Source organism: Bradyrhizobium sp. USDA 4506 (assembly GCF_054058795.1).
Genome location: NZ_JBSSBM010000002.1, coordinates 6104597 through 6129877 on the forward strand (window position 1 = coordinate 6104597; position 25281 = coordinate 6129877).

Below are 25281 nucleotides of genomic sequence, written 5' to 3' on the forward strand. Positions count from 1 at the left end.
GCTTGCCGCCGCCGTCCCGAATTCGATAGCGGGATTGATTGACGAAGCGATACCGGCAACGGATACAGCAAGTCACAAGTTATATGGCTCAACGCGCAAGCCTAACGGAAAGCTCGGTCAGATTCCCTCGTCACTTACGTGGATCCGCGGAATCAAGTTGCTGCCCTGCTCAGATCTTCTCCTTTGAGGGCCGCCGCGGATCCAATGCCGACATTGGTCACGATTGCCCTCGCCTGCAACATCGACATGCTCAGAGGACGAATGCGATCGACCGAGCAATATCTGACAATGCCGACCAACGGCGTCGGCGCCTGCGGGACGAAGACAGCCACCCAGCCATTCTCGAGTGTCTCGAGGAGATATCCGAGCTGCCAGCCACCCTCGACGTTCACCAGCACTGGCTTGAACTCATCGCTGGCGCCTTCGGCCTGAGCAAGGCCTTGAGCCATACTCTTCACCATCTGGTACTGCGGAAGGCTGCCAAGAAATGATTTTTCGACCCACGCGCTAATCCGAGAGCCGGTTTTGGTTCGCGCGACGATGCCGGCGAGGAACGACACCAGGATCAATAAAGCCACTGCCACGACTGTAACAATTCCAATGCCTGCGACCTTTCCGATCTGGTCGAAATGAAGGGCATGAGACACCGGAAGCGCGGCCTTCACCGCCAGACGCATCGCGTGGCTGAGAATCGCCAGTACAAGAGCGACGGGCAGGAGAAACAGTGCGCCTCCGATTAAAGTCGTTTTCAAAAACTCCTTCATTGCCACGGCCTCTCCATTTGCACACGCCGTTTGAAACCGCGCCTTTCGCCAACAGCCGAAAGAACTCGCCCGGATCGACAAGAACGGCCATGGCGCATCGAGCGTCAACAGACCGCCCACGTCGCCACAACCATCGCGTCCTGATGCGGATCATTGCGATGCTTGGCGAGTGAACGGGCAGTGCGGCGAGACATCCCGGTCTCGCCGCACCGGTTGCCTCGGGGAGCCGCCGATCATTTCTCGTTCTTGAAGAGAACGTCGATGGCCTGGATCACCACCTTGAGTTCCGGGTGGGCCTTGCAATACACAATGACTTCGTGCTCGCCAGATTTGGTCCGCGTAATATGGGCAAAATGCTTCTTCGCGAGGCCGTTGTACCAGCCGCTGTACCAAATCGCGAGAAAGTCGGCGTCCTCCTGATAAGTGTTGGCGAGTTGCGCGCAGGTCAAAGCCTGCACATCAATGAACCCTTTCGAGTCCATGTAGGTCGAGAGCGGGACCTGGGCATGAACAGAAGCAATCGAGATGACGAGGGCGCCAAGGCTGAGCCCAATCTGGTTCATGAAGGATTTGCGTTTCATGATTAGTCTCCTCTTGATTTTGGTCCACCACCCAAGCCAGCGAACACTTTGAACAAACCGATCATTTCTGCGATGGGTCGGCCGTTGCGCTCGCCGGAGCGGGCGAGCGAAGCGACTCGTAGGAGATGTAGTACTTGTAGATCTTGCCGACGTACTGAACCGTCTCCTGCCCGACGATCGCAGCCGCGCCGTTCTCGACATTGTCGAACCAGACGGTCGAGTCGAAGCCGTGCTTGCTCGCATAGTCCCGGAAACGCTTCAGGTTTCCCGGGCCTGCATCATACGCCGCCAGGGCCATGAACACGCGCTCGCGCGGATCGGTGACCGAAGCGTCGACATAGGTATCCGCCAGGTAGCGCAGGTATTTGGAGCCGGCGTGGATATTGGTGTCGGCACTGGCCGCGACGCCGGTGATCTCGATCGGCTTCTCCTTCGCGGTACTGGGCTTGATCTGCATGATGCCGGTGGCGCCGGAGGCATTGTGGCAGGCCTGGTCGAGCTCTGACTCCTGATAGCCCTGTGCAGCGAGCAGGACGGGGTCGATGGAGTATTGCACCCCGTACTTTTCGAAAGATCCGCGCAGCGTCTTGAACTTCTCCGCCTCGGTGTGCGCGAGGGCGTTCTTCAGAGGCTTCGCCGTCTTGAAATAGCGTGCACGCAGGTCGTTGCCGAATTCAGTTCCGATTTTGTGAGTACTGACGAATTCAGCGAGCTCCTTCCTGAGCGCCGGACTGTCCTTCCGGATCGCCCAGGCGATGTCGCCGCCTTCGTTGATCGCAATATCGTCGCGCACCGTCAGCCCGTTCAGGAGGCCCGCCCACGCCTGCGCCTTGAAGCGGTCGACGACGGCCCAGGGCAACAGGCCGGTGCTCACCATCTCCAGCAAGTCCTCGTCCTCGAGGTTCTTGTCGGCTGGCTTGACGACGATGCGTTCCAGCCCCTTGGCTGCCCGGTCCGCATTGAGCGCGTTCAGGTGCTCGAAATGGCTGCTGGCTTCCCGGACGAAAATCGTCTTTCCACCGAGCTCGTTCAGCGAGCCGATGCTCGGCGCCGCAGATCCCGTCACGAGCACTTCGCGAACGCCGGATGCCCAAGGATCAGCGAAGTCAACCAACTTGCTCCGATCCGGCGTGACCGTGAGCAGGCCGGCGGCGATATCGCCCTTTCCGGCGATCAAGTCACCCAGCAGTCTGTCGCGCCTGGTGGGTACGAAGCCGACATAGATCCTCTGCTTCTTCCTGCCGTACCGCTTGTTCAGCCAGCCCTCGAACTCGACGCCGAGTTCGGCTTCGAAGCCGAGTGTCTCGCCCTTGTCGACGAAGAACGATGTCCTGTCGGTCGGCACGAGAATGCGCACGAGTTTGCGCTTCAGCATGCCATCGAAGTCGCCCTCCCAGACCTTAAGGGACGGCAGCGCCAGGACCTGTGGATCGGCCCTGGCTGATTTTTCTGCCACGACGACGGCGGCGGCGGTTGCGAAGGCCATGGCGAATAACCTGGGACTTGCGTAGGTCGATGAAAAAATCATTGATCCAACCAATCATTTGAAACGTGCCGCTGAAATCTGCCTGGACGTTACCTCTCTTCGTGGAAGATGTATTGTAATTATGCAGCAACCTGGGCTCGCAGATGTCGACGCGCGAGCCCAGGCACTCTGATCAGCGCCGCCGGCCACCTCCATGGAAACCGCCACCTCCGCGGAAACCGCCCACGCGGCCGCCTCCGTGGAAGCCGCCGGCCTGCATGCCGCCGCGCATCGCGGCCGGCCGGCCGCCTGCGTGAACACGTCCGCTGACGCGCGAGCGCGTGACGCTCCTGTGCGAGACCGCAGCGCGATTACCCGCGCGCGTATGGGCGCGGGTGACGTTACGGCTGCTGGCCCGGCGGGATACGCTTGCGCCGCGATTGCCGGCGCGTTGCGAGACCGCGGTCCTGGCTCGGCCGGCACCCGCATTCGAGATCCTGCCGCCGGGACCACCGGTGCGATTGCGCAGAGCCTCGCGCGCGGCGGGGGTATTGCCGCTGCCGAACCGCCTCGCCACGCCGGCATCGCGATAGGCAACACCGCCGCGATGCGCCGGATTGTGGGCCCAATTGGCGTTTCTGATGTTGGTGCGGTTGAACTGGTTATATCGGTTGACGTTGACGTAGACGTTGCGGCCCCACCAGTTGCAGCCGCCCCAGATCGCAGCGCCGACGGCCACGCTGGCGGTGAAGCCGATCACGCCCGCGGCGACATAGCCCGGCGGAGACCAATAGAACGGCTGGTAGTCGGGATAATCCCAGGCCCCGTAGACGACGCCGGGATCGTAGACCGGGACGTAATACTGGTCGGGATCGACCGGCTCGATCGAGATCGCCTGCTGCATGCCGGAGGGCGCGGTCACACCGGCGGGAGGCGCGCTCTTTATCACCTTCTGCTGCGGCGTCGACTTGAGATTGCCCGCGGCCTCGGCACGCTGGCGCAGGGTCTGCACGGCGCTCATCACGTCCTGCTCCTGCGCGAGGAAGGCATCGCCAAGCTGCTGGGTCCAGTCGAGTTTGTCGTTCATCATCTGAAGAACCTGCGGCACCGCCGCGAGGGCCTTGACGCTCGGATCCCACGACTGCTTCTGCATGGCGTCTTCGAGCGCCTTGCCGGTGACGGTCTTGTTGTCTTGCGACCAGCGCGCCGCCTCGACGACTTCCAACGGATAGGTCGACGCCATCAGGATCTGCGACAGCAGCGCGTCCGGATAGAGCGCGATCGGCGCCACCAGTTGCTCGATCTGTCCGTTCGGAAGCTTGCTGGCTGTCGGGGCCGGCGGCGGCGCGGCGGCCTGGTCCTGGGCTGGCTTCTGGTCCGCGGGTGTCTGCGCGTATGCCGGGCCCCCCAGCATCAGACCAACCGCCAGCGCCGCGCTCGCGAAGGTAACCCGGCGCATTCCCGGAAGAAGTTTTGTCATGATGCCTCCTCGTTCTTCCTCTCGCTTTGCATCACCGGCGGCGCTGCCGTGCTCCGCGGCGCCGGGCGTCAGCGATGCCTACGCAATCTTTCGGCCTCTATTCAAAACGGAACATGCGTTTCCAGTCGTCCTTCATGCTGACAACGATCCAGCCATTGGAGTTCGCCGCGTCGAGCGCCTTGTCGAGTTTGCCGAATGAGGACTTCCGATCGTATGCATATTCTCGTTCGGCATCGGTGTGATGCACGATCAGGCCGAAGCGTTTCCCCGATGATTGCGTCGCCCATTGCAGCATCTGGAAGTCGCCGTCCGAATTGCCGAAGGCCGCGATCGGCCGGCGGCCGATATGCGAGTTGATGCCGACCGGCTTGCCGGGTCCGTCGTCGACGAGATCGATCGCCGGCAGCCGGATCAGTGTCGGCTTCCCCTTGTCGATCTCGAACTTCGTCTTGATGCTCGATCCGACGACCTGCTCCGGCGGGATGCCATAGACCCGCTCGCTCCATGGCCGCATGAACTCGATGCCGCCGCCCGAGACAATGAAGGTCTTGAAGCCATTGGCCCGCAGACAGGCGAGCAGTTCCAGCATCGGCTGGTAGACGAGATCGGTATAAGGCCGGTTGAACTTCGGGTGACGTGCCGACTTGATCCAGTCGCCGGCGATCTGCGCGAACTCGGCCGTTGTCATGCCGGCATGGGTCGCCATGACCAGTTCGACCAGGCCCTTCTCGCCGGCCTTGGCCAGCGCTGCGATGTCGTTGTCGAGAACCGCCCTGAACGGCTGCTTCTGCTTCCACTCCGGATGTTTGGGGGCGAGGGCCTTCACCCGGTCGAGCGCAAACGCAAGCTGCACATACATCGGCTGCTCGCACCAGAGCGTGCCGTCGTTGTCGAATGTCGCGATGCGTTCCGGCGCCGGCACGAAATCCGGCGCTCCTTCCTTGGTCACCGCGGCGACGAAGTCCAGGATCGACTGCTTCGCCCGGCCGTCATTCCAGGAAGGAAGAGGATCACTCTGCGCGCGTGCGATACGGCCGGAGACCGACAGCGTGGCCGCCGACACCAGCAGACCGGCCAGAATCGTACGGCGGTCAACCAAGCTTCCGTTCACGAATCTCCGTCCTCCAGTTCAGCCATTCAGAGAGGAACGACCCCCGAGAGTGGGGGCCGCTCCATTTGCATCGATCAGTTGCCTGTCGGCAAGCCGATCTGGAAGCCGTCCTTGGCAAGTTGATCCCTGAAGAACGCAAACCGCTCGTACTGCTGAATGGTGATCGGTCCCGCGTAGGTCTCGCTCTGAATCTTCCGTGGCGGATACTTCACGTAGGTCTGCATCAGGTCCTTGATCGCGGCATTGATCGAAACCAAGGACCAGGTATGCTCGGTGTAGTTGTTCATGAAGATGTCGTAGCGCTCCTGCGGGTCCTGCCAGAGATCGAAGACCTGCGGAACGGTCGCCACGTAGGACTCCGGTCCCTTCCAGCCGAGGTTGCTGTCGACCGCCAGACCGCCGGTCTTTGCGCCGTTGTCGCCGCGCAGATTGAACACCGCCTTGTAGTTGCCGACACGGGCGGCGCCAGGCGAGAGTTCGGACTCCGTGAAATAGAACCAGTTCTTGCGCTCGGACTTGCCGGTTCCGAACAGGATCGGCGACATGTCGATGCTGTCGAAGATGATAGGCTTACCCTCGCGATCGTTCTCCGGCAGCTTCACGCCCGCGAGCTTTGCGAAGGTTGCCATGTAATCGAGGCCGCCGACGATGTCGGAATTCTTCGTGCCGGCCTTGATGCCTGGGCCCCATGCAAGGGACGGGACGCGGTTGCCGCCCTCGCGAACCGTGCCCTTGGTGCCGCGGAACGGTGTGTAGCCGGCGTCCGGATAGACGTCCTGCCAGGCGCCGTTGTCCGTCGTCCAGAACACATAGGTGTTCTTGTCGAGCCCGAGAGACCGCACCTTGTCCATGATCCGGCCGATACGCGTGTCGTTCTCGACCACGGAGTCGGCGTACTTGCTCTTGGACATCGACTTGCCCTGGAACTCGGGCGCCGGCATGTTGGGCTGGTGCACCTTCATGAAGTTGATGCTCATGAAGAACGGGCCCGATGACTTGTTGCGGTCCAGATACTCGAGCGAGGCCTTCTCGACGTAGTCGTCGAAGAAGGGAATGCCGACCACGCCCTTGTCCGGCGTGTTGACGTACTGGCCGTTGATCTTGAAATCCTCCTTCGCCGGCTGCCCGGCATTTCCGGAGAGCGCGCCTTTTGTGACCTTCTCGAACATCGCCCGGAGTTCGGGATCCATGTCGGGAAACCACGTCGGATCGGCGTAGGTGTAGGCATTGAGATGATAAAGGCCGGCATACTTCATCTCGTCGTAGCCTTGCGCGCTCGGCAGCGCATAGTCGGCCTCGCCGAGGTGCCATTTGCCCGTGAAGAATGTTTTGTAACCGCCGGTCTTCAAAACCGAGGCAAGCGTCCATTCCGCCGCCGGCATGCCGCCGCCCTGGCCCTGGAACGCGACGGTCGTCATGCCGCTGCGATTTGGAATCCGGCCGGTTTGCACCGCGGCACGTCCAGGCGTGCAGCTCGGCTGCGCGTAGAAGGACATGAATTGCAGTCCTTCATTCGCGAGGCGATCGATGTTCGGTGTTGGCATGCCGCGATTTTCGCCGCCGCCATAGGGCCCGGAATCGCCGTAGCCAAAATCATCCGACAGGATCAGGATGATGTTCGGCTTTGCGCCGCCGGCCGCGCTCGAGGGTTGCGTGGTCCCTTGCGCCTGGGCGGTCTGGATGGGCGCCATCGCCGAGAAGGCGGCGATGGTGGCGAGCGAACTCGAGGCCGCGAGCAGGTTGCGGCGGCTGAAGGTGTCTGTCGTTGTCTTCTCAGTCATCACTTTCTCCCTGAACGTGTAATGCAGCGAAATCCGAGATGGCTGGTCGACGTATCGATCGGCTCGGCATGGCGCGCCGCCGGTCGATAGCGCCGGCAATAGTTCGGCGCGCAGAGATGCGAGCCGCCCTTGATCACCTTTCGCGGTATCCTGCTGAGCGGCAGCGTCGGATCGTGGCTGTCATGCTCGCAGCCACCCCGCGGGTTCTGGGGAATGCAGCAGGCCTTCCTTGCATCGGCGCGGTGTTTCGGAGCCCACCAGTCGCTGGTCCACTCCCAGACATTGCCGATCATGTCGAAAACGCCATAGCCGTTCGGCGGATAGGTCGTCACCGGCGAGGTGCGCGCATGGCCATCCTCGCACCGGTTCTCGAACGAAAAGTGACCTTGCCACGTATTGGCTTGATGCACGCCGCCTGGCACGAATTCATCGCCCCAGGCATACTCGGCACCATCGAGGCCGCCGCGCGCAGCAAACTCCCACTCCGCTTCGGTCGGCAGGTCCTTGCCGGCCCATCGGGCGTAGGCCAACGCGTCGGCATGGGTGACGTGCACCACGGGATGGTCGTCCAGCGACTTGATGTTGCTTTTCGGGCCATAGGGATGGCGCCAATTCGCGCCCTTGAGCAGCGTCCACCATTGGCTGTAGTCGCGCAGATCGACCGGATAATCCGGGGGCGTGAAGACCAGCGATCCGGTGAAGAGCATGTGCGGGAGCGCATCCGGATAGTCCTTGGGATCCGGCGCGACCTCGGCGAAGGTGACGTGGCCCGCGGCACGCACGAACTGCTTGAATTGCCGGTTCGTCACCGGCGTGCGGTCCATCCAGAACCCGTCGACGCTCACCATGTGGGACGGCGCTTCTTCCGGATAATGCCGATCCGATCCCATGCGAAACGTGCCGCCGGGAATGAAGATGCTGTCTGACGCGCCGGTTTCGTCCACGTTCGCGACCGGTCTCTCGGCAATATTCAAGAAGGTTGCCTCCAGTTACTCGTTGCGGCCGATTGCGTGCTTGGTCGGTTCGGCGGCCTCGCTGCGCAGGTTCTGCGTCTGACCGATCGCACCACGCATCATGTCCGCGGCAAGCACGCCTGATATCGAAAGGTTGATAAGAATCGTATTGTTCACGCACTGCTCCAGTTGTGCGAACGCCCCTCGATCACGGCCGGTTCAGGTGAACCAGAGCCTCGGCTTCCAGTTCGGCAACGAGCCGTTCGTAATCCGCGGCCTTCCGACTTCCTTCGCGGTCTCCTTGCTTTGCCGCTTGTTGCCAACGACGAAGCGCTTTCACAGCTTCGTCATAATCTGCGCAAATGGCTCTAAACTGCGCGTCGCGATTGAAGCAGCGCCGAATGTCAAGTTCGCGCAGCGGAAAGCGGGTCACAATCGCGCGGAACTCCTCCATGATGAACTCGCTTGTGGCCAACGTGACCTTTGCTGCTGGTTCATCGAGGCTTCAAGGTACGAACATGTTCGTACACGGCGCGACGCTCGTTGAGCGCGTCGTCTCGGGCGCGACGGCTTCAAGGCCGATGCGACCAGCTGTCGCTGCAGTCGGGAACTCGTTGTTCCGATGATTGAAAGCTGTCGCGTCAGCGCCGGCTGCTTGTTTCGCTTACGAGTTGCAACATGTACTAGGAAGGCCTACCGTCGACCGACGATTGGGGTTGCCGGTTGATGCCTGATGTACCCTTCGCTCACGATGCCGTCAGCGGCTCATCCGATATCCCGCGTTGTGATGATTCCGCGGTGCCGCCGGCGCATGTAGCGAAAGAGCTGGACCGCATCCTCTCGAGTCCGCATTTCCAGGCGAGCGAACGGCGGCAAGCTTTCCTTCGTTTCATTGTCGACGAGACGCTTGCAGGTCGCGCTGAAAGCCTGAAAGGCTACACAATTGCCTTGGCCGTGTTTCGGCGCGACCATTCTTTCGATCCCCAGGCTGACCCTGTCGTCCGTCTTGAAGCTCGACGATTGCGCCGCGACCTCGATAGCTACTACGTGGATTCGGGCCGGGATGATCCGGTACGCATCACAATTCCAAAAGGCTCCTATGTGCCTCATTTTGAGTGGCACAAAATGCATATTGCCGACGCTTCCCCTCGCGAACCTGCCCTCGAACTGCACGATCGTTCGACAACTGCTGCTGCTACACGTGCGAATTGGACGACCAAGCCTGGCATCAGGCGCTATGCGCCCGTCGCTGCCGCGCTGGCAGCCGGCGTGGTGGCTTGGATATGGCTTGCAGCAAGACCGCCTCCGTCCCCAATGACGCCACGCGAACCCGCGGTCCTGGTGATGCCATTCGAGCCGCTAACTCCTGGGGAGAACACGCGGCTCTTCGCCATCGGCATGGGACAGGAACTGACCAGCAATCTGTTTCGATTCGGAGGATTGCGGCTCTACACGTCGCCCCCGAACGGGTCCTCCGCAAAAGGCGACGAAGCGCCCCAACCCGGTCGCCCTCTCGGTGCTTCCTATGTCGTCCGTGGAAGCGTTCAAACGAGTGCCGAAGAAGTGCAAGTCACAACGACTGTCTTCAACGCCGAGAACGACGAGATCGTATGGATGCGGACATATGCTCGACCGTTCGATCCTCAGTCGCTCATGAATGTCCAGCGCGAGCTCGCAAGCGAAATCGCAACCGTCGTCGGCCAATCCTACGGCGTGGTCAGAAACGACATTCGCGCGGATCCACCGAGGAATATGGAAAGCTATCTCTGCGTCCTGCGCGCTCAGGCCTATCGCAGCACTTTCCGGCGCGTCGACTTCGATCCGGCCATGCAGTGTCTTCAGCAAACCGTTCAGCGGGATCCGCAGTATAGCGATTCATGGGCCATGCTTGGTTGGCTGCATCTCGACGCCGGACGGTTGGGCTATTCGGCCGACGGCAATCCGCAAACGGAGTATGACAAGGCCCTTGGAGCAACGTCGCGCGCCATCGCCCTGCAGCCGAACAGTCCCCTGGCGCTGAAGGCCCTGGCTGCGGCCTACCATTTCACGGGACGTTACGCCGATAGTGATCGCATCAGCCATCTGGCGATCGACCTCAACCCCAACGATCCCGACATACTTGCCCAATTCGGCTGGCGTCTTGCCATCCGCGGGAACTTCTCGGAAGGCGTGCCGATGCTCAAACGCGCGATCGAGCGCACGTTGCATCCGCCAGCCTGGTATCTTCATTTCATCGCGGTCGACCTTTACTTGAAGGGTGAATACAAGCAGATGCTCGACGTGGCCGAGACGGCATCGTTGCGCGATTCCGGATTCAGCCAACTGTTGATTGCGATAGCGAATACAGAGCTGGGGCGCCGCGATGCGACCCAAACGGCCTTGAAAGGAATGTCGCGGTACAAAGCGTTGACCGATGATCCGGCCGGCTTCTTGCGCCGCAACGGAGCCGCCGATCAAGTTGTCGACACTCTCATGACCGGATTGCGCAAAGCCCAGGCTCTCGTCGCAAGCTGACCTTCCCTGCAGTTTCGGCGCCGCTCAGCCGGCATCTTCGGCTTTCGACGCCATCCCGCCGTCGCCGTTTTTCACTGCGCATGGAATAGACCGCCCGAAGGCGGCCTTCCATGGGTTAGCGGAAACCAAAGCGATGCTTACGGGCGAATGCCGTTCTTTCGCGCGCAATCCCGATAGGCGGAATAGCCCGCCGAGTTTCGGGCGGCAGTCGCCCCGCTTGTCATGTTCGCACCGCCGGCGGCAGCGGCTTCATTCGCCTGCCTGAAGCATTCAGCACGAATTGAATCGACATTCTTGCCACTATTCTTCGGAGCCGCATTTGCCGGAACCGCGACGAGTAAAACCAGCGCGCCAAGCACTCCTGTCTTCCACATGGTCGTCTCCCTGTAGTGGACCAGCTGCCGTACCGGCCCGCCAATCCTGCTGCGCCGGCACGTGAGCATCAGCATCGTTTCACGCGGGGAGGTCATCAAGGTACGAACACGTTCGTACCTGCCTTGCGTACCTGCCTTGCGCAGCCGAGGTCCGAAGGATCGAGCTCGGCATTACCGCTCGCTGCGCTTGCCTCCGAAGCCGCGACGCGCTGCTTTGGACGTGCATTCGGTTCTGAACATGCAGTTTGTGCCAGCGTGACACGTAGTTGAACCAACGGAACGAAGCTCGTGCGGCGGGATTGATCGGGACACCCTTGCAAGGAGTCCGGATATGCGACCAACCAAGGCTTTGCTGGTTCTCAGCTTCATCGCATCTGCAGCAATGATACTTCCTTATGACGCCCAAGCCCGGCGCGGAGGAGCCGGCGCTCGATCGGCTCACTTCCACGGCGGAGGAATGCGGCCTGGTTGGCACGGCGGCGGCACGCGATGGCATGCCGGCGGTTGGCACGGCGGCCGCGCACGTTGGGCCGGCGGCGGCTATTATCGCGGTGGCGGTTACTATCGAGGCGGTTGGGGCGCCGGAGCTGCCGCAGCCGGTTTGGCGACCGGTGCAGCCATCGGAGCCGCGACGGCCTACAACTCCTGCTATCAGACGCGAAACGTGTGGAACGGTTACGCGTATGTTCAGCAAAGCGTGAGGGTCTGTTAGGCACTTCCTCGTCCGCTATGCCTGCGCGAGTGCGTTTCGCCGACCCCGTCTGGGCCGGCCTCACGCTCTCGCGCGCTACCAGTTAACGCGCAGTCCGGCTTTTCCGCTGTAAGAGAAGCCGCCACCGTCGAACCGGCTCTGATAGGAAGCGTTGGCATAAAGCGACGTGGTCGACGTGACCTGTCCGCTGATGCCGGCATTGATCTCGCCCCACAGGCCGCCGAGGCTGGCCTGAAATGGAACGAAGCCGGTGTCCGACGAGAACAACGTTTTCGGGTTGCCGAAGAATTCGTTCCACAGGCTCGGACGGATCCAGGCGGTCAGCGTACGCGGACTGTCATCGACCGCCCATGTTCGGCCAAATCGGGCACCGATCCGGGTTGCGAGCGAATCCACGTCCGCAAAGCGGATTTGCGCCGCGACGTCGCTGGCGTCGTTGATGTGGATGTTCTGATACACCAGTTGCGCCTGCGGCTCGATGAAGAAGCCGCCAGCGAACTTGAAGGGATAACCGCCCTCCACCGACGCAGCCCCACCCTGAGCGCCGGTCTTCAGCGCCGGAATGCCGCGATTTGCGCTGCTCGTGATGTCGTAGAACGTGCCTTGCAGGATCGAGTCGATGTACCAGCCGGTCGGCCCGAAATGCGTCCAGTAGCCACCGAGCGTGTAGGCGGAGAAGGTGTTGTCACCCTGGCTGCCATCGAAATGGGTGACCCGCCCGCGCGCGCCGCCGATCGCGAAATACGCCCCAGCCTGGTCGCGCGAACCGTCGGGACTGTCGTGTCGATAGACATCCATGCCCGCCTGCAGCGCCAGGAAATCATAGCTGAAGTGCGGTCCGGCTTCGCCGCCCAACACGCCGAAGCTGTCGCCCTGATGCACGCCGTTGACTCCAAGCACGCGGCCCCATCCGACCCTGGCGTTCTCGGGATTGGCGCGGAAGCGTTCGTCCTCTTCCTCGCCCACGCGTTCATGCAGCGTGTCGAGCAGGCTGCGTCCGTATAATAGCGTCATCGACGGAATTGCCGCATAGAGCGAAGTCTCCTCGCGGTAGTCGGGAATATCGCCGCCGCCACCGTCGGCTCCGCCTCCACCGCCACCGCCGCCGCCGCCGCCGCCGCCTCCACCACCGCCACCGCCGCCGCCTCCTCCACCGCCGCCGCCTCCACCGCCTCCACCTCCGCCGCCGCACCTAGGCACGTTGGGCAGATTGGAGCAGTTGACAAGACCGCCACCGCCGCAGGCACGCAGATTGGGATGCGCGACACAGTCGAGGGTGTCGCGCAGATACCAGGCTTGCGGGTTGCTGGAGTCTACGCTCGAACGGAACAGCGAATATTGGTAAGGGCCGGCCAAGACCGGGTGAGACAGGCTGAAGGCACCAGGCGTCGTCGTCGCACTATTGATCGCGTCGACGACGAGGATGCCGTTGCCGGTGGTGAGCGCGCCGCCGCCCGTGGTGTTGCTGATCTTCAGGAACGTGTTGCCGCCTGCGGTGCCGCCATTGATGACGAGCTTGTCCGACGGCGAACCGTCCGTGCCGAGATATGTATTGAGCCCGATGGTGCCGCCCTGGCCGACATAATTCACTGCCGTCAGCGTCTTGTAGCTCGACAGCTGCGTCGGATCGCCGATAGGAGATGTGAACTGGATCATGCTCGAAGCGTTGATCAAATTGGTGACGTTCGAGTTGCCGGTCATGGTCCAGAGCGAATTGTTTCTCAGCGCGACGCTGGAGGTGCTGCCGGAGTCGGTGAGCGCAACGCCCTGCAGGGTCGAACTGTCCGCGACGAGGTTGAGCGTGGAGCCGCCGCTGACGTTCAGCCACTGATTGTTGTTCACGACCGCAGTCACGCCGGTCAGGTTGACGCTGCTGGTGCCGCCCGGGCGGCGATCGACGCACCGTTCGGACTGGTCATGGTGACTCCGGAGAGCGTCGCTGCACCGCCACTTATGTTGAGCGCGTTGGCATCGGCTCCATTGGCCGTCAGTGAGCCACCGGTCATGCTCAGCGTACCGGCGCTTGTCACGCCGGCCGCATGGGTGCCTGCGCCTGAGGTGGTGACCGTCGAGCTGCCGTCGAGCGTGACGCTGCCCGAATTGTCGGCCTGCACTCCGCGGCCTCCGCTGCTGTTCGGAACCGTTATCGTCACACCGCTCGCGGTGAGCGTGCTTCCGGCACCGCTCGCCTGCAGGCCGATCCCGCCCCCGCCGCTGCCCGTCGCGGCGACGCTGCCTCCCCTCAAGATGATCGCGCCGACGTCGAGCGCCTTGGCGCCGACATCTCCACCGCCGCCGGAAACCGTGACCGCAACGCCGTTTGCCGTGACAGTGCTTCCGGACGATTGCGCCAAGAGGCCGGTTTCGCCGCCGCCGTTCCCCTCAACGTTGACGGTGCCGCCGGTCAGCGTGACCGCACCACCGGTGTCCGCGCGCGCGCCAACGTCGTTGCCGCCGCCGCCGGGCATCGAAATGGTTGTACCCGTCGAGCTAATCTGGCTGCCGGTGCCCGTTGCCCACAGGCCTGTGTTGCCGCCACCGCCGACCGCATAGGCGATTGAGCTGTTGAGCAGACTGACCGTCGCCGTGTTGGTCGCCTTCGCAGCGACGTTGTTGCCGGCGCCGTTGAGACTGACGGTGAGTCCCGTCGCGCTGATCTGACTGCCCGTTCCATCAGCGCTCAGCGCAGTTCCTCCGCCGCCGAAGGCCGGATTGATGATCGAACCCGACTGAAAGATGATCTGGCCGCCGCTTTGTGCCGACGCGGCAGTGCTCCAGTTGCCGTTGATGCTCGCCCCGGAACTGAAGATGATCGTACCTGCAGCGTCCGCCAAACCGCCGATACTGCCGCCATTGAATGGGTTGATGTTGACGTTGTTGGTCGTGATCTGAGCGCTCGTACTTGCGTGAACGGCAGGCGTTCCGGTCAACGTCGTATTCGCGTCGATCGAGCAGCTTCCCACTCGTTGCTGAGACAGTCGAATCCGGCGCGACGGTGCAGGACTGAGCCGAGGCCGCATCAACCAGAGCGGCCGACGCAATCAAGGCAAGCGCGGCGAGCCGGAACCGGCTCCGACAGGCCGCGACACATGGTCTCGGCTTATTCCTGAAGAACTGGACCAATGATTGCAGGGCGGCGCGCGCCGACGCCTGTTCCATGCGATTGCGCGCGCAAGATCCAAGGAGAGTCGAGCCGGTAAAGCACTTCATTTGCGCCGCCTTCCAAACCTGTCGTTCTCAACAACGTCAAATTGAAAAGAACGGGTTGCTGGGTCGCGGTGCAAAAAGCAGGAGCGGCTACAATTCAAGATCGCAAATCATCATCCGACTATCAGGACGAAGATCAAACTCGAATGTGGCGATCCGAAACGCGTGCTGCCGTTTGTTGGCAGTTGATGCTTTCGCATCACACAACTTGTGCAGTTCGTGCCAAACGTCGCGCGCACGTCCGACGCATCTCGGCGTAGTCATCGGGCAGTTCCGCGATGACGCAACCTTTCATCAATTTGCATTCTCGCTTCTCCCTCCGGGGTCGCCTGACGAATGGAATTGCCGGCGGCATCCTTGCTCGCCGCGACTCCCTGCCGCACCCATGCCGCCTCTGCTGAAGTCGGCATTCCAAATCGATCGGCAAGTCACGTCGATTTGATGCCGCGCACGAGATGCACAGGAACCACTTCCGGAGGTTGCATTTGGTTAGGTGCGAGAAAACGGGAACTTGCAGACCTGGCATTCGGTCATTGCCAAGCTTCGCAAGGCTCGCAAGCAAACCAAATCCAGGGAGCAAGCCATGATGAGTCTAAGAGTTCTTGGCGCGGCTGTGATAGTGGCGTCGGCAGTTTCGAGCCCCGCATCGGCGCAAGCGGTCTTCTCCAACCCGGCCGCCTGTTCATCTCAATTCGCCAGCGCCAACTGCCTCAACCGAGGAGCCGGGAGCCCGTACGACAGCAGGAGGGGCTATTATCAGCGGCGAACCGCCTATCGCGAACCCGTGGGGCCGGTGGGGGCCGCTGCCGGCGTGGCCGGCGCTGCCGTCGGAACCGCCGCGGCGATCGCGACCGCTCCCTTCGGCGGCTGGCGCAATTCCTACGCCGCATACGGCACCTACGATCGGCCCGCCGCGTATGGCGACTACTATGCGTGGAACGGCGACTGGAACAGTTACGCGTCGCACAACGGCATCGTCTGCAGGCCCGGCACCTTTTTCAAGGGATCCGACGGACTCCAGCACCCCTGCCAATAGGGCTCTTCTGCCCTCAGGCTAATCTACCCAGGCGGCCCGCAGGGGCCGCCTGCTTCTCTTGCCCTGTCGCTAGCGGCAGCGTCGGGCGCCGCTGCAGGTCGCGTCACCGACGACGTCACGACACCATGCATGGACGGGGTGGACCACACATGCCGACCAGACCATGGCGTCGACCAGCAACAGCTTCAGCCGTGTTCTCGTCCTCCAGCGTCTTCAGCCGCTTGGCTCCGACACCTCCATCCCGCCGAACTTCGCTCTTCATTTGTAGATGCTGGCGTCGCTGACGCCATGCTTGCGGCAGATCGGCGGGCCGAAACGTCGGCCTCATGCTCTTTCAAAATTCCGATGATCTGCTCTTCCGAAAGGCGGCTACGCTTCCGTGGTCTGGTCGTCTTGCGGCGCGTCATCACTGCAGTCCGCGTCGTAGCGTCGCATCATTCGGAACATTCTTGCCAAACCCCGGCGCAAGACTTTGACTTGTCCCAATAAAAAAGGCCGATCCGCAAAGGATCGCTATTCCAGGGGGAGGAGGCAGCCATGACCAAATCAAACAGGGGCAGAACTTCGAGCCGCCGCGGCTTTCTCAAGGTCGCTGCTGCGGGGGCCGCCGCGACGGTAGCCGCGCCGAGCGTCGTCAGCGCCCAGGGGCCGATCAGCATGCGCTGGCAAAGCACCTGGCCGTCAAAGGACATTTTCCACGAATACGCCCTCGACTACGCCAAGAAGGTCAACGACATGACCGGCGGCGAGCTCAAGATCGAAGTGCTGCCGGCAGGCGCTGTCGTGCCCGCCTTCGGCCTGCTCGACGCCGTCTCCAAGGGCGTGCTCGACGGCGGCCATGGCGTGCTGGTCTATCACTACGGCAAGCAGACCGCGCTGGCGCTCTGGGGCTCGGGACCGGGCTTTGCGATGGACGCCAACATGCTGCTGGCCTGGCACCGCTATGGCGGCGGCAAGGAATTGCTCGCAAAACTTTATGAATCGATCGGCGCCAATGTCGTCTCGTTCCCCTACGGTCCGATGCCGACCCAGCCGTTTGGCTGGTTCAAGAAGCCGATCACCAAGCCCGAGGATATCAAGGGTCTGAAATTCCGCACCGTCGGCATCTCGATCGATGTGTATTCGGGGATGGGCGCTGCCGTGAACGCGCTGCCCGGCGGCGAAATCGTGGCTGCCATGGACCGCGGTCTTCTGGACGCGGCGGAGTTCAACAATGCCACCTCCGACCGCGTGCTCGGCTTCCCCGACGTCTCCAAGGTCTGCATGCTGCAGAGCTATCATCAGAACGCCGAGCAGTTCGAGATCACCTTCAACAAGGACAAGTACAACGCGCTGCCGGACAAGATGAAGGCGATCATCGCCAACGCGGTGGACGCAGCCTCGGCAGATATGTCCTGGAAGGCGATTGACCGCTATTCCAAGGACTATGTGGAGCTGCAGACCAAGGACAACGTCAAGTTCTACAAGACCCCCGATACCATCCTGAAGCAGCAGCTCGAGATCTATGACGGCGTGGTGCAGAAGAAGGCGGCCGAGAACCCGCTGTTCAAGGAGATCGTGCAGTCGCAGATCGCGTTCGCCAAGCGTGCGACACAATGGGAGCAGGACACGGTGGTGAACCGCCGCATGGCCTACGACCACTATTTCGGGCCCAACGCCGCGGCCAAGAAACTCTGATGCCGAAATAAACCCGGCACGGGCGCCGTCCGGACCACCCTCCGGACGGTGCCTTGTGTTACGTTGGGATCGTTTTTATGCCGAACCATATCATATGAGCGTCCAGAGTTTACTGTACAAGATCGACGGCATCTCGACCTGGGTCGGCAAGGCGACCGCCTGGCTGATGATCCTCCTGATGAGCGTTGTCTGCATCGAAGTGTTCAAGCGCTATGCCGTCAACATGCCGACGGCATGGATCTTCGACGCCGAGAACATGCTGTACGGGTCGCTGTTCATGCTGTGCGGCGCCTATACGCTGGCGCAGAACGCCCATGTCCGCGGCGACTTCCTGTACTCCTCGATGCGGCCGCGCACGCAGGCCACGCTCGATCTCGTTCTCTACTTCGTCTTCTTCATCCCGGGCATCGCCGCGCTGATCTATGCAGGCTATTTCTACGCCGCGGATTCCTGGCACATCAACGAGCATTCCAACGTTACGGCGGACGGCCCGCCGGTCTACCACTTCAAGACCGTCATCCCGATCGCGGGCGCGCTGATCATGCTGCAGGGGATCGGCGAGATCATCCGCTGCATCGTTTGCCTGAAGACCGGCGAATGGCCGAGCAGGCTTGCCGACGTCGCCGAGACCGACGTTATCGGGGAGCAGCTCGCGCACTCTGAATTCGTGGACGAGGAATCGCGCAAGCTCGCCATCGAGGGCGCGGCGCGCATCGATGAAATGGCGCGGCAGCGCGGCATGGGCGGGGACCTGAACACATGAGCGATCCCGCGCTCGGCCTGTTGATGCTGGCGCTCATCGTCGTCGTCATCATGATGGGCTTTGCCACGGCGTTTACGCTGATGGGCCTCGGCATGTTCTTCGGCTTCATCGCGTTCTACGATCCGTCGCAGAACTGGACGCACAACAAGGTTTTCGAGCTGATGGTCCAGCGCACCTACGGCGCGATGACCAACGACGTGCTGATCTCCATCCCGTTGTTCGTGCTGATGGGCTATGTGATGGAGCGCGGCGCCCTCGTCGACAAGATGTTCTATTCGATCCAGCTCGCCTTCCGCCGCCTGCCCGCCTCGCTCGCGGTCGCGACCCTGATCGTGTGCACGTTCTGGGGCATCGCCTCCGGGCTCGTCGGCGCGGTGGTGGTGCTGATGGGCGTGATCGCCTTCAACCCGATGCTGCGCGCCGGCTATGACGTGAAGCTCGCCTCCGGCGTCATCACCGCGGGCGGCACGCTCGGCATCCTGATCCCGCCTTCGGTGATGATTATCGTCTATGCCGCGGTCGCCGGCCAGTCCGTGGTCAAGCTCTATGCGGCGGCGATGCTTCCCGGCTTCTTCCTGGCGTTCCTCTACCTCGTCTATGTCGTGGGCTGGGCGATGATCAACCCGAAGATCGCCCCGCCGCTGCCGGAGGAACAGACCCGCGTCAACGTGCCCGAATGGATCAGGAATTTCGCGTCGCTGTATTCGCCGAACCTGTTCGTCGGCCTGTTCAAGGCACTGCTCTCGCCCGCAAAGGCGAAGACGCTCCGGATCGACGGCAAGCCGATGGGCTATGGCGCGATCGTGCAGAACTTCCTCATTTCGCTGGTGCCGTTCCTGACGACCGCAGCCGCGCTCGGCACGGTCTGGTGGTACGTCGTGATCCACCAGCAGCCCGGCGCCGCGAGCGGAGCCGTCGAAGGCCTGCAGCAGCTCGGCAGCCCGGTCGAGCCGAAGGAGCTGTCGCCCGCTGAAAAGGGACCGGACACCCAGTTCTACGTCTGGTTCGCGATATCAGCCGCCGTGCTGGCTGCGTGGACGGCGCGCTCTTACTTGCGCATGGACGGCGAACGCTTCGAAGTGTTGAAGCTCTTGACGTCGTCGGTGATGCCGCTCGGCATCCTCACCGTCGTGGTACTAGGGGTGATCCTGTTCGGCATCACGACCGCGACCGAGTCCGCCGGCGTCGGCGCCGCCGGCGCCTTCATCCTCGCTTTCCACGCCCGCACGCTCGACTGGAAGCGCACCAAGGAAGCGGTGTTCCTGACCGCAAAGACGACCGCGATGGTGTGCTGGCTGTTCGTCGGCTCGGCGCTGTTCTCGGCGGTGTTCGCCATTCTCGGCGGTCAGGCGCTGCTGGAAAGCTGGGTGCTGTCGCTCAACATGACGCCCGTGCAGTTCATGATCTTGTCGCAGGCGATCATCTTCGTGCTGGGCTGGCCGCTCGAATGGACCGAGATTATCATCATCTTCGTGCCGATCTTCCTGCCGATGCTGAAGCACTTCAACATCGATCCGATCCTTTGGGGCACGCTGGTGTTCGTGAACTTGCAGGCCGCGTTCCTGTCGCCGCCGGTCGCGATGTCGGCGTTCTATCTCAAGGGCGTCGCCCCGAAGCACGTTACGCTGAACCAGATCTTCGCCGGCATGATGCCCTACATGCTGATCGTGATCCTGTGCATGGTGATCATGTATCTCTGGCCGGGCATGACGCTGTGGCTGCCGAACTATCTGTACGCGAGTTGATGCGCAGCGGGGAGCACCGGGCGCTTGTCAAACGGAAATGGTGCGCCATTCAGAACAAACCTGCGAACTCGTATGTCATTGAAATATCCATGTAGTTTCCAAGGCCGCCACGCCTGGCGCTTGACTCGCCGTCAAAAGATGCCTGTAGCCACTACCAGCCGGCAACTCCTACGGCCCGCCATAAGTACCCCCCGTCAACCGGGAGCACGACGCCCGACCCACGTGGGACGCATCATCGGACACGAGAAAAGCGACGGCAGCCGCGATTTCATCCGCGGCGCCAAGCCGCCGCATTGGCAATCGCTGCTCGATCCGGCCGCGGTTCGACGCGTGAATCGGCGAACATCTCCGCCGACATCGGCGCCTCGATATAGCCAGGTGCAACGCAACTGACCCGAATGCCTTTCGCGGCCCACTCGCAGGCAAGATTTCGCGTCAGATGCGCGATCGCTGCCCTAGAAGCGCCGTACCCGTTGGAACCGGAATGCCACCCAGCCCTGCCAACGAGCCGATATTGACGATGGCGCCTCCGCTGCCGCGCGGCAAGAAGCTCGACAAGCGAGGAAGGTGCCACGGAGATTCACGCCCGCACCCGGCAATTGCTTCAGCCGGGGAAGTGACCTGCGCGGGAAGATCCGGCTCTGTCGAGCCGTCCACGCAGTCGAGGCAATCGACCTATCTGGGTTGGGATCGATCGATGGCCCCGCTGTCCAGCAATGGCGCGGCATCGATGTTGTGCGCGTCCATCAGCATGGCCAGCCGCTCTACTGCAGCAAGGATCATGGCTTGCTCCCATTGCGGCAACTGGACGAAGCGATCTGTAAACGTCAGGTGAAGCAAGTCGGGTGCGTTGGCCACGATGTCCCTGCCTGCCGGCGTCGCCGTCAGAAGGAACTGGCGCTTGTCGTTTGCGTTACGCTGGCGCTGCACTAGATCGAGCGCCACAAGCCGATCGACGATCGTCGTGATCGTTGCCTGACCGAACTGAAGCGCCTGCGCAATGACACCCGGCGTGGTTTTCTCGCGCGCGTCGATCTCTCGCAACACGAGCCATTGCGATGTCGTAAGGCCGGTCGCAATGGCCAGCTGGCGACTGCCGATCTCAGTTGCCCGCAGCACTCTTCGCAGGGCGCGCAGCGTCAGTGAGGCGATCTCTGATTTCATGTGGCTTTTCTTATAGCTACGGCCGCGCCGAGGCGAATCGTAACCGGTTCCAAGTCAGCCCTTCAAATTTTATTCGTATAACGAAATATCTACGAAGCTTTTGATGTGAGATCTCAAGCCAATTTTCAAGATTTCGCCACTTATTTTCCTATAAGGTAAAGCGCTATATATTTCGGAGAATGAAGCGATTAATTCGAAATCTGAAACAATAGCCGGCCGTCGGGTCGACGCTTTCGGTGGATTCTCGCCAGTGGCTTTCGACGCCGCTCCGGATGTCAGCGAAGCGTTCCAGTTGAGAAAGCCGTCGCCCGCTGACGGCCCCGCGGTTACCCGCCTGGTCGCAGCCTGCGCGCCGCTGGACTCCAATTCCGCCTATTGCAACCTCCTCCAGTGCACGCACTTCACGGACTCCTGCCTCGTTGCGGAACGTCACGCGCAAATTCTAGGATGGGTTTCAGGTTATCGCCCGCCTTCGGAACCGAACAGCTTCTTCGTCTGGCAGGTCGCGGTCGCGAAGGCGGCGCGCGGCAAAGGCCTTGCTCAGCGCATGATCAACGCGCTGCTGGATCGCCCTTCCGCCGAAAGTGCCAAGTATCTCCTCACCACAGTGACCGACGACAACGCTCCATCCTGGGCATTGTTCAACGGACTGGCCCGCGCGTGGGGCGCTCCGCTGATCCGCAGTGTGATGTTCGAGTGCGACGCGCATTTCGCCGGTAAGCACGCCACAGAGTGGCTGGCCCGCATTGGCCCCCTGCCAAACCGACAGCCCGGAGCCAGAGATCAGGAGAACTGACGACATGACCACAACAACCACACTTGGTCGCCATACACGACCCAGGCCGACCAGCCATATCCCGGACCGATCCATTTACGAACGCCGGGAGTCGGTCGTGCGGAGCTATGCGCGCACCATGCCGCGCCAGTTCAGCCGAGCTGACAATGTCTGGATGTATGATAATCAGGGCGGACGCTATCTGGACTTCCTGTCGGGATGCTCGACGCTTAATTACGGACACAATCATCCCGCGCTGAAGCAAGCGCTGATCGACTACATCTCGACTGACGGCATCACGCACGGGCTTGACCTGCATACCGACGCCAAGGCGGAGTTCCTCGAAACATTCGAGTCGCTGATTCTGAAGTCACGCGGGCTGGACTACCGCGTCATGTTCACCGGACCGACCGGCACTAACGCGGTCGAGGCCGCCATCAAACTGGCCCGCAAGGTGACCGGCCGTGGACTGGTGATCGCTTTCACGAACGGTTTCCACGGCATGACCCTCGGTGCGCTGGCCTGCACCGGCAATGCCGCCAAGCGCACCGGCGCGGGCGTACCACTCAGCCATGTCAGCCACGAGCCTTACGATGGCTATCACGGCCCGGATCTCGACACCGCCGCGCTACTGGAACGGCGGCTGTCCGACCCTTCCAGCGGGCTCGATGCGCCGGCCGCGATTCTAGTCGAGACGGTTCAGGGCGAAGGCGGTCTCAACACCGCATCGCCGGATTGGCTGCGTGCAATCGCCGATATCGCAAAACGCCACGGCGCACTCCTTATCGTCGACGATATTCAAGCCGGATGCGGGCGCACCGGTCCGTTTTTCAGCTTTGAAGGCATGGGTTTTACGCCCGACGTCGTCACCATGGCAAAATCGCTGTCCGGCATGGGGCTTCCCTTCGCGCTGACACTGTTCCGACCCGAGTTGGATCAATGGTTGCCCGGCGAACACAACGGCACGTTCCGGGGCAACAATCACGCCTTCATCACGGCAACCGCGTCTCTGCGGAACTTCTGGCAGGATGATGAGTTCGAGCAGGACGTCCAGCGCAAGGGACGATTGCTCGCACGACGCCTGGATGCCATCGCTTCTGGATTCGGCCTTTCGACACGGGGCCGCGGCATGATGCGTGGCATCGACGTCGGGTCCGGTGAAACTGCCGATGCCATCACCAGCGCCTGTTTTGCCGCCGGACTCATCATCGAAACGAGCGGCGCACACGACGAAATCGTCAAGGTGCTTGCACCTCTCATTATCGACGACGCCGCTCTCTCGGCCGGCCTCGACATCATCGAGGAGTCGGTCCGCGCGGTGCGGACCGGCAGCTACGGCATTGCAGCCGAATAACGAAGGGAAAGAACAATGATCGTTCGTCAACTCCGCGACATTCGAAAGACCGATCGTCTCGTCAAATCGAAGGGCTGGGACAGTGCCCGCCTTCTGCTCAAGAGCGACGGCATGGGCTTCTCTTTCCACATTACGACGATGTACGCGGGCGAAGAACTCAAGATGCACTACCAGAACCATCTCGAGGCGGTTTTCATACTGAAGGGAACCGGGACCATCGAAGACCTCGGGACCGGCGAAACGCACAAGCTCGCACCGGGCATCATGTACGCACTCAACAAGAACGACCAGCATATCGTTCGCCCGGACACCGACCTCCTGACGGCCTGCGTGTTCAACCCGCCGGTCACCGGCCAGGAAGTGCACGACGAGACTGGTGCCTATCCGACTGATGTCGAAGCGCCACGCGAGGCGGCCGTTAACTCCTGAAACAACTGAAAGAGGGAAAGGCATTGACAGACATTTACCCATCCCGTCTCACCTCGGAGGCCCAGATGCTTCCGCGTCTCGATCCCGTTATTCATAGCGACTGGAGCGAGAGCGCACCGCTAACGCGGCAGCAGGCCGAGCAGTTCGATCGCGATGGCTTCCTCGTGCTCAAGGATGTCCTCTCTCCCGAGGAAGTCGACCACCTGCAGACGCAGGCAAAGAAACTGCTATCGAGCCCTAACGGCCTCAATCCGGAAACGATCATCGCCGAGCCGGACAGCCAAGAAATCCGTTCGGTCTTCGAGATCCACTCTCAGAGTAGAGTGATCGGGCGCCTCGCCGCCGACGCACGCTTGGCAGGCATCGCTCAGTTCCTGCTGAACGACAAGGTCTACATCCATCAGTCACGCCTGAACCACAAGCCCGGCTTCGAAGGCAAGGAGTTCTACTGGCACTCCGACTTCGAGACTTGGCACGTGGAAGACGGCATGCCGCGCATGCGAGCACTCTCCATGTCAGTCCTGCTGGCGGAAAATACGCCGGACAATGGCCCCCTGATGCTGATGCCCGGATCGCACCGCGTCTTCCTGACCTGTATTGGCGCGACGCCGGAAGACCACTATCGCACGTCACTGAAGAAGCAGGAGTATGGCGTGCCCGACCGGCAAAGTCTGACCGAGTTGGCGCACCGCCACGGCATCGTGGCGCCGACCGGTAAGGCGGGCACGGTGGTGATCTTCGATTGCAACACGATGCACGGATCGAACGGCAACATCACGCCATTTCCACGCGCTAACGCGTTCTTCGTCTATAACGCCGTGAGCAACCGGCTGCAGGCGCCATTCGGCGTCAAAAAACCGCGGCCGAGCTTCGTTGCCGCGCGCAGCGACCCGAAAGCTCTCGTGCCTCAGCACGGCCCGTTGATGGAGGATGCTCTCGCATGAGCGGTTTTCATAGTGTCGAGAAGATCGGCGGCACATCGATGGCCGCGACTGGCACGCTATTCGACGACGTTCCGATCGCGGAGCGCAAGGACGAGGACCTTTACAATCGCGCCTTTGTCGTCTCCGCCTATGCCGGGATGACTGACGTGCTGCTGGAGCACAAGAAAACCTGCGAGCCTGGTATCCATGCACGCTTTGTTGCCGATGACGGCGCGGACGGATGGCGTCAAGCGATGGCCGACAGCGACATCGCTTGGCCAGGCTTGGTGTTCGATGCGCTGCGAGCCCTCGATAACGCACGAATCGACGTGATTGCGACGCGGCATCAGATTCGCAATGCTGACGTTCAGTTCGTCGTGACCGTTTGCCACTTCGATGCTAGCGCTAGGGTTCTGGATCGTGTCCCGGTGGAGGCCGACGGGGAAGCGGAAGGCCGGCGCGCGGCCTGACGG

At 61.8% G+C, this 25281-nt stretch carries 24 protein-coding genes and 1 pseudogene; 10 read left to right on the plus strand and 15 right to left on the minus strand.

All coding sequences use genetic code 11. The features are described from left to right. Nucleotides 1-152: 152 nt before the first annotated feature. The 9 genes from ACVIHF_RS30995 to ACVIHF_RS31035 all read right to left on the minus strand — a co-directional run bounded on the left by ACVIHF_RS30995 (nucleotide 153) and on the right by ACVIHF_RS31035 (nucleotide 8589). Entirely contained in the window at nucleotides 153-764 is a 612-nt protein-coding gene (locus ACVIHF_RS30995; RefSeq protein WP_456794138.1) for a DUF502 domain-containing protein, read from the minus strand. Between the two features lie 233 nt (nucleotides 765-997). Next, entirely contained in the window at nucleotides 998-1345 is a 348-nt protein-coding gene (locus ACVIHF_RS31000) for an HdeA/HdeB family chaperone (protein WP_253606521.1), read from the minus strand. A 61-nt stretch (nucleotides 1346-1406) separates the two neighbouring features. Continuing rightward, a complete protein-coding gene (locus ACVIHF_RS31005) occupies nucleotides 1407-2831 on the minus strand; it encodes an MltF family protein (RefSeq protein WP_253606519.1) in 1425 nt (474 codons plus the stop codon). A gap of 172 nt (nucleotides 2832-3003) precedes the next feature. Beyond that, the gene (locus tag ACVIHF_RS31010; RefSeq protein WP_456793034.1) at nucleotides 3004-4290 is read right to left on the minus strand and encodes a DUF3300 domain-containing protein; all 1287 of its coding nucleotides are present in this window, start codon (nucleotides 4288-4290) and stop codon (nucleotides 3004-3006) included. A gap of 97 nt (nucleotides 4291-4387) precedes the next feature. Further along, complete coding sequence (locus tag ACVIHF_RS31015; protein WP_229192918.1) at nucleotides 4388-5401, minus strand: HAD family hydrolase; 1014 nt, start codon at nucleotides 5399-5401, stop codon at nucleotides 4388-4390. A 74-nt stretch (nucleotides 5402-5475) separates the two neighbouring features. Continuing rightward, nucleotides 5476-7182, minus strand: a complete 1707-nt coding sequence (locus ACVIHF_RS31020) for an arylsulfatase (RefSeq protein WP_168857742.1) — start codon at nucleotides 7180-7182, stop codon at nucleotides 5476-5478. Then, nucleotides 7182-8156, minus strand: coding sequence for a formylglycine-generating enzyme family protein (locus ACVIHF_RS31025; RefSeq protein ID WP_456793035.1), 975 nt, complete (start codon nucleotides 8154-8156; stop codon nucleotides 7182-7184). Before ACVIHF_RS31025 ends, ACVIHF_RS31020 begins: the two co-directional genes overlap by 1 nt. 15 nt (nucleotides 8157-8171) lie before the next feature. After that, nucleotides 8172-8312, minus strand: a complete 141-nt coding sequence (locus ACVIHF_RS31030) for a hypothetical protein (protein ID WP_253606506.1) — start codon at nucleotides 8310-8312, stop codon at nucleotides 8172-8174. Nucleotides 8313-8343: 31 nt separating this feature from the next. Beyond that, the gene (locus tag ACVIHF_RS31035) at nucleotides 8344-8589 is read right to left on the minus strand and encodes a hypothetical protein (RefSeq protein ID WP_229192917.1); all 246 of its coding nucleotides are present in this window, start codon (nucleotides 8587-8589) and stop codon (nucleotides 8344-8346) included. A gap of 272 nt (nucleotides 8590-8861) precedes the next feature. On the opposite strand from ACVIHF_RS31035, the gene ACVIHF_RS31040 reads away from it, so the two are divergent. Further along, nucleotides 8862-10649, plus strand: a complete 1788-nt coding sequence (locus tag ACVIHF_RS31040) for a tetratricopeptide repeat protein (protein ID WP_456793036.1) — start codon at nucleotides 8862-8864, stop codon at nucleotides 10647-10649. Nucleotides 10650-10786: 137 nt separating this feature from the next. Here the strand turns inward: ACVIHF_RS31040 and ACVIHF_RS31045 are convergent, their stop codons facing one another. From ACVIHF_RS31045 to ACVIHF_RS31055, 3 genes are all read right to left on the minus strand, one after another. Next, entirely contained in the window at nucleotides 10787-11023 is a 237-nt protein-coding gene (locus ACVIHF_RS31045; RefSeq protein WP_456793037.1) for a hypothetical protein, read from the minus strand. A 787-nt stretch (nucleotides 11024-11810) separates the two neighbouring features. After that, the gene (locus tag ACVIHF_RS31050) at nucleotides 11811-13577 is read right to left on the minus strand and encodes an autotransporter family protein (RefSeq protein WP_456793038.1); all 1767 of its coding nucleotides are present in this window, start codon (nucleotides 13575-13577) and stop codon (nucleotides 11811-11813) included. Nucleotides 13578-13594: 17 nt separating this feature from the next. After that, nucleotides 13595-14665 (minus strand): beta strand repeat-containing protein, encoded by a 1071-nt coding sequence (locus ACVIHF_RS31055; RefSeq protein ID WP_456793039.1) that lies wholly within the window; start codon nucleotides 14663-14665, stop codon nucleotides 13595-13597. A gap of 788 nt (nucleotides 14666-15453) precedes the next feature. Between ACVIHF_RS31055 and ACVIHF_RS31060 the strand changes: the two genes are divergently transcribed. Beyond that, nucleotides 15454-15978 (plus strand): hypothetical protein, encoded by a 525-nt coding sequence (locus ACVIHF_RS31060; RefSeq protein WP_375166779.1) that lies wholly within the window; start codon nucleotides 15454-15456, stop codon nucleotides 15976-15978. Between the two features lie 144 nt (nucleotides 15979-16122). Here the strand turns inward: ACVIHF_RS31060 and ACVIHF_RS31065 are convergent. Further along, nucleotides 16123-16385 (minus strand): annotated as a pseudogene (locus tag ACVIHF_RS31065) (transposase); the annotation flags it as partial. A gap of 130 nt (nucleotides 16386-16515) precedes the next feature. Here ACVIHF_RS31065 and ACVIHF_RS31070 point away from each other — a divergent pair. The 3 genes from ACVIHF_RS31070 to ACVIHF_RS31080 all read left to right on the plus strand — a co-directional run bounded on the left by ACVIHF_RS31070 (nucleotide 16516) and on the right by ACVIHF_RS31080 (nucleotide 20163). Continuing rightward, a complete protein-coding gene (locus tag ACVIHF_RS31070) occupies nucleotides 16516-17655 on the plus strand; it encodes a TRAP transporter substrate-binding protein (RefSeq protein WP_092080289.1) in 1140 nt (379 codons plus the stop codon). Nucleotides 17656-17749: 94 nt separating this feature from the next. After that, nucleotides 17750-18418, plus strand: coding sequence for a TRAP transporter small permease subunit (locus ACVIHF_RS31075; RefSeq protein WP_092080286.1), 669 nt, complete (start codon nucleotides 17750-17752; stop codon nucleotides 18416-18418). Beyond that, nucleotides 18415-20163, plus strand: coding sequence for a TRAP transporter large permease (locus tag ACVIHF_RS31080; protein WP_456793040.1), 1749 nt, complete (start codon nucleotides 18415-18417; stop codon nucleotides 20161-20163). The genes ACVIHF_RS31075 and ACVIHF_RS31080 overlap by 4 nt, the downstream gene beginning before the upstream one ends. Nucleotides 20164-20431: 268 nt before the next feature. Here ACVIHF_RS31080 and ACVIHF_RS31085 read toward each other — a convergent pair whose 3' ends face one another. Then, on the minus strand, nucleotides 20432-20737 hold the full coding sequence (locus ACVIHF_RS31085; protein ID WP_253606499.1) for an SDR family oxidoreductase: 306 nt from the start codon (nucleotides 20735-20737) through the stop codon (nucleotides 20432-20434). A 101-nt stretch (nucleotides 20738-20838) separates the two neighbouring features. Then, nucleotides 20839-21327, minus strand: a complete 489-nt coding sequence (locus tag ACVIHF_RS31090) for a MarR family winged helix-turn-helix transcriptional regulator (protein ID WP_057017678.1) — start codon at nucleotides 21325-21327, stop codon at nucleotides 20839-20841. 250 nt (nucleotides 21328-21577) lie between these two features. Between ACVIHF_RS31090 and ectA the strand changes: the two genes are divergently transcribed. The 5 genes from ectA to ACVIHF_RS31115 all read left to right on the plus strand — a co-directional run bounded on the left by ectA (nucleotide 21578) and on the right by ACVIHF_RS31115 (nucleotide 25278). Continuing rightward, the gene (ectA, locus tag ACVIHF_RS31095; protein ID WP_225648356.1) at nucleotides 21578-22123 is read left to right on the plus strand and encodes a diaminobutyrate acetyltransferase; all 546 of its coding nucleotides are present in this window, start codon (nucleotides 21578-21580) and stop codon (nucleotides 22121-22123) included. 4 nt (nucleotides 22124-22127) lie between these two features. Beyond that, nucleotides 22128-23456 (plus strand): diaminobutyrate--2-oxoglutarate transaminase, encoded by a 1329-nt coding sequence (gene ectB / locus ACVIHF_RS31100; protein WP_310882925.1) that lies wholly within the window; start codon nucleotides 22128-22130, stop codon nucleotides 23454-23456. Between the two features lie 15 nt (nucleotides 23457-23471). Continuing rightward, nucleotides 23472-23885, plus strand: coding sequence for an ectoine synthase (locus tag ACVIHF_RS31105; RefSeq protein ID WP_253606495.1), 414 nt, complete (start codon nucleotides 23472-23474; stop codon nucleotides 23883-23885). Between the two features lie 65 nt (nucleotides 23886-23950). Next, entirely contained in the window at nucleotides 23951-24829 is an 879-nt protein-coding gene (gene thpD, locus ACVIHF_RS31110; protein WP_456778767.1) for an ectoine hydroxylase, read from the plus strand. Then, entirely contained in the window at nucleotides 24826-25278 is a 453-nt protein-coding gene (locus ACVIHF_RS31115) for a hypothetical protein (protein ID WP_310882927.1), read from the plus strand. Before thpD ends, ACVIHF_RS31115 begins: the two co-directional genes overlap by 4 nt. The last annotated feature ends 3 nt before the right edge of the window (nucleotides 25279-25281 follow it).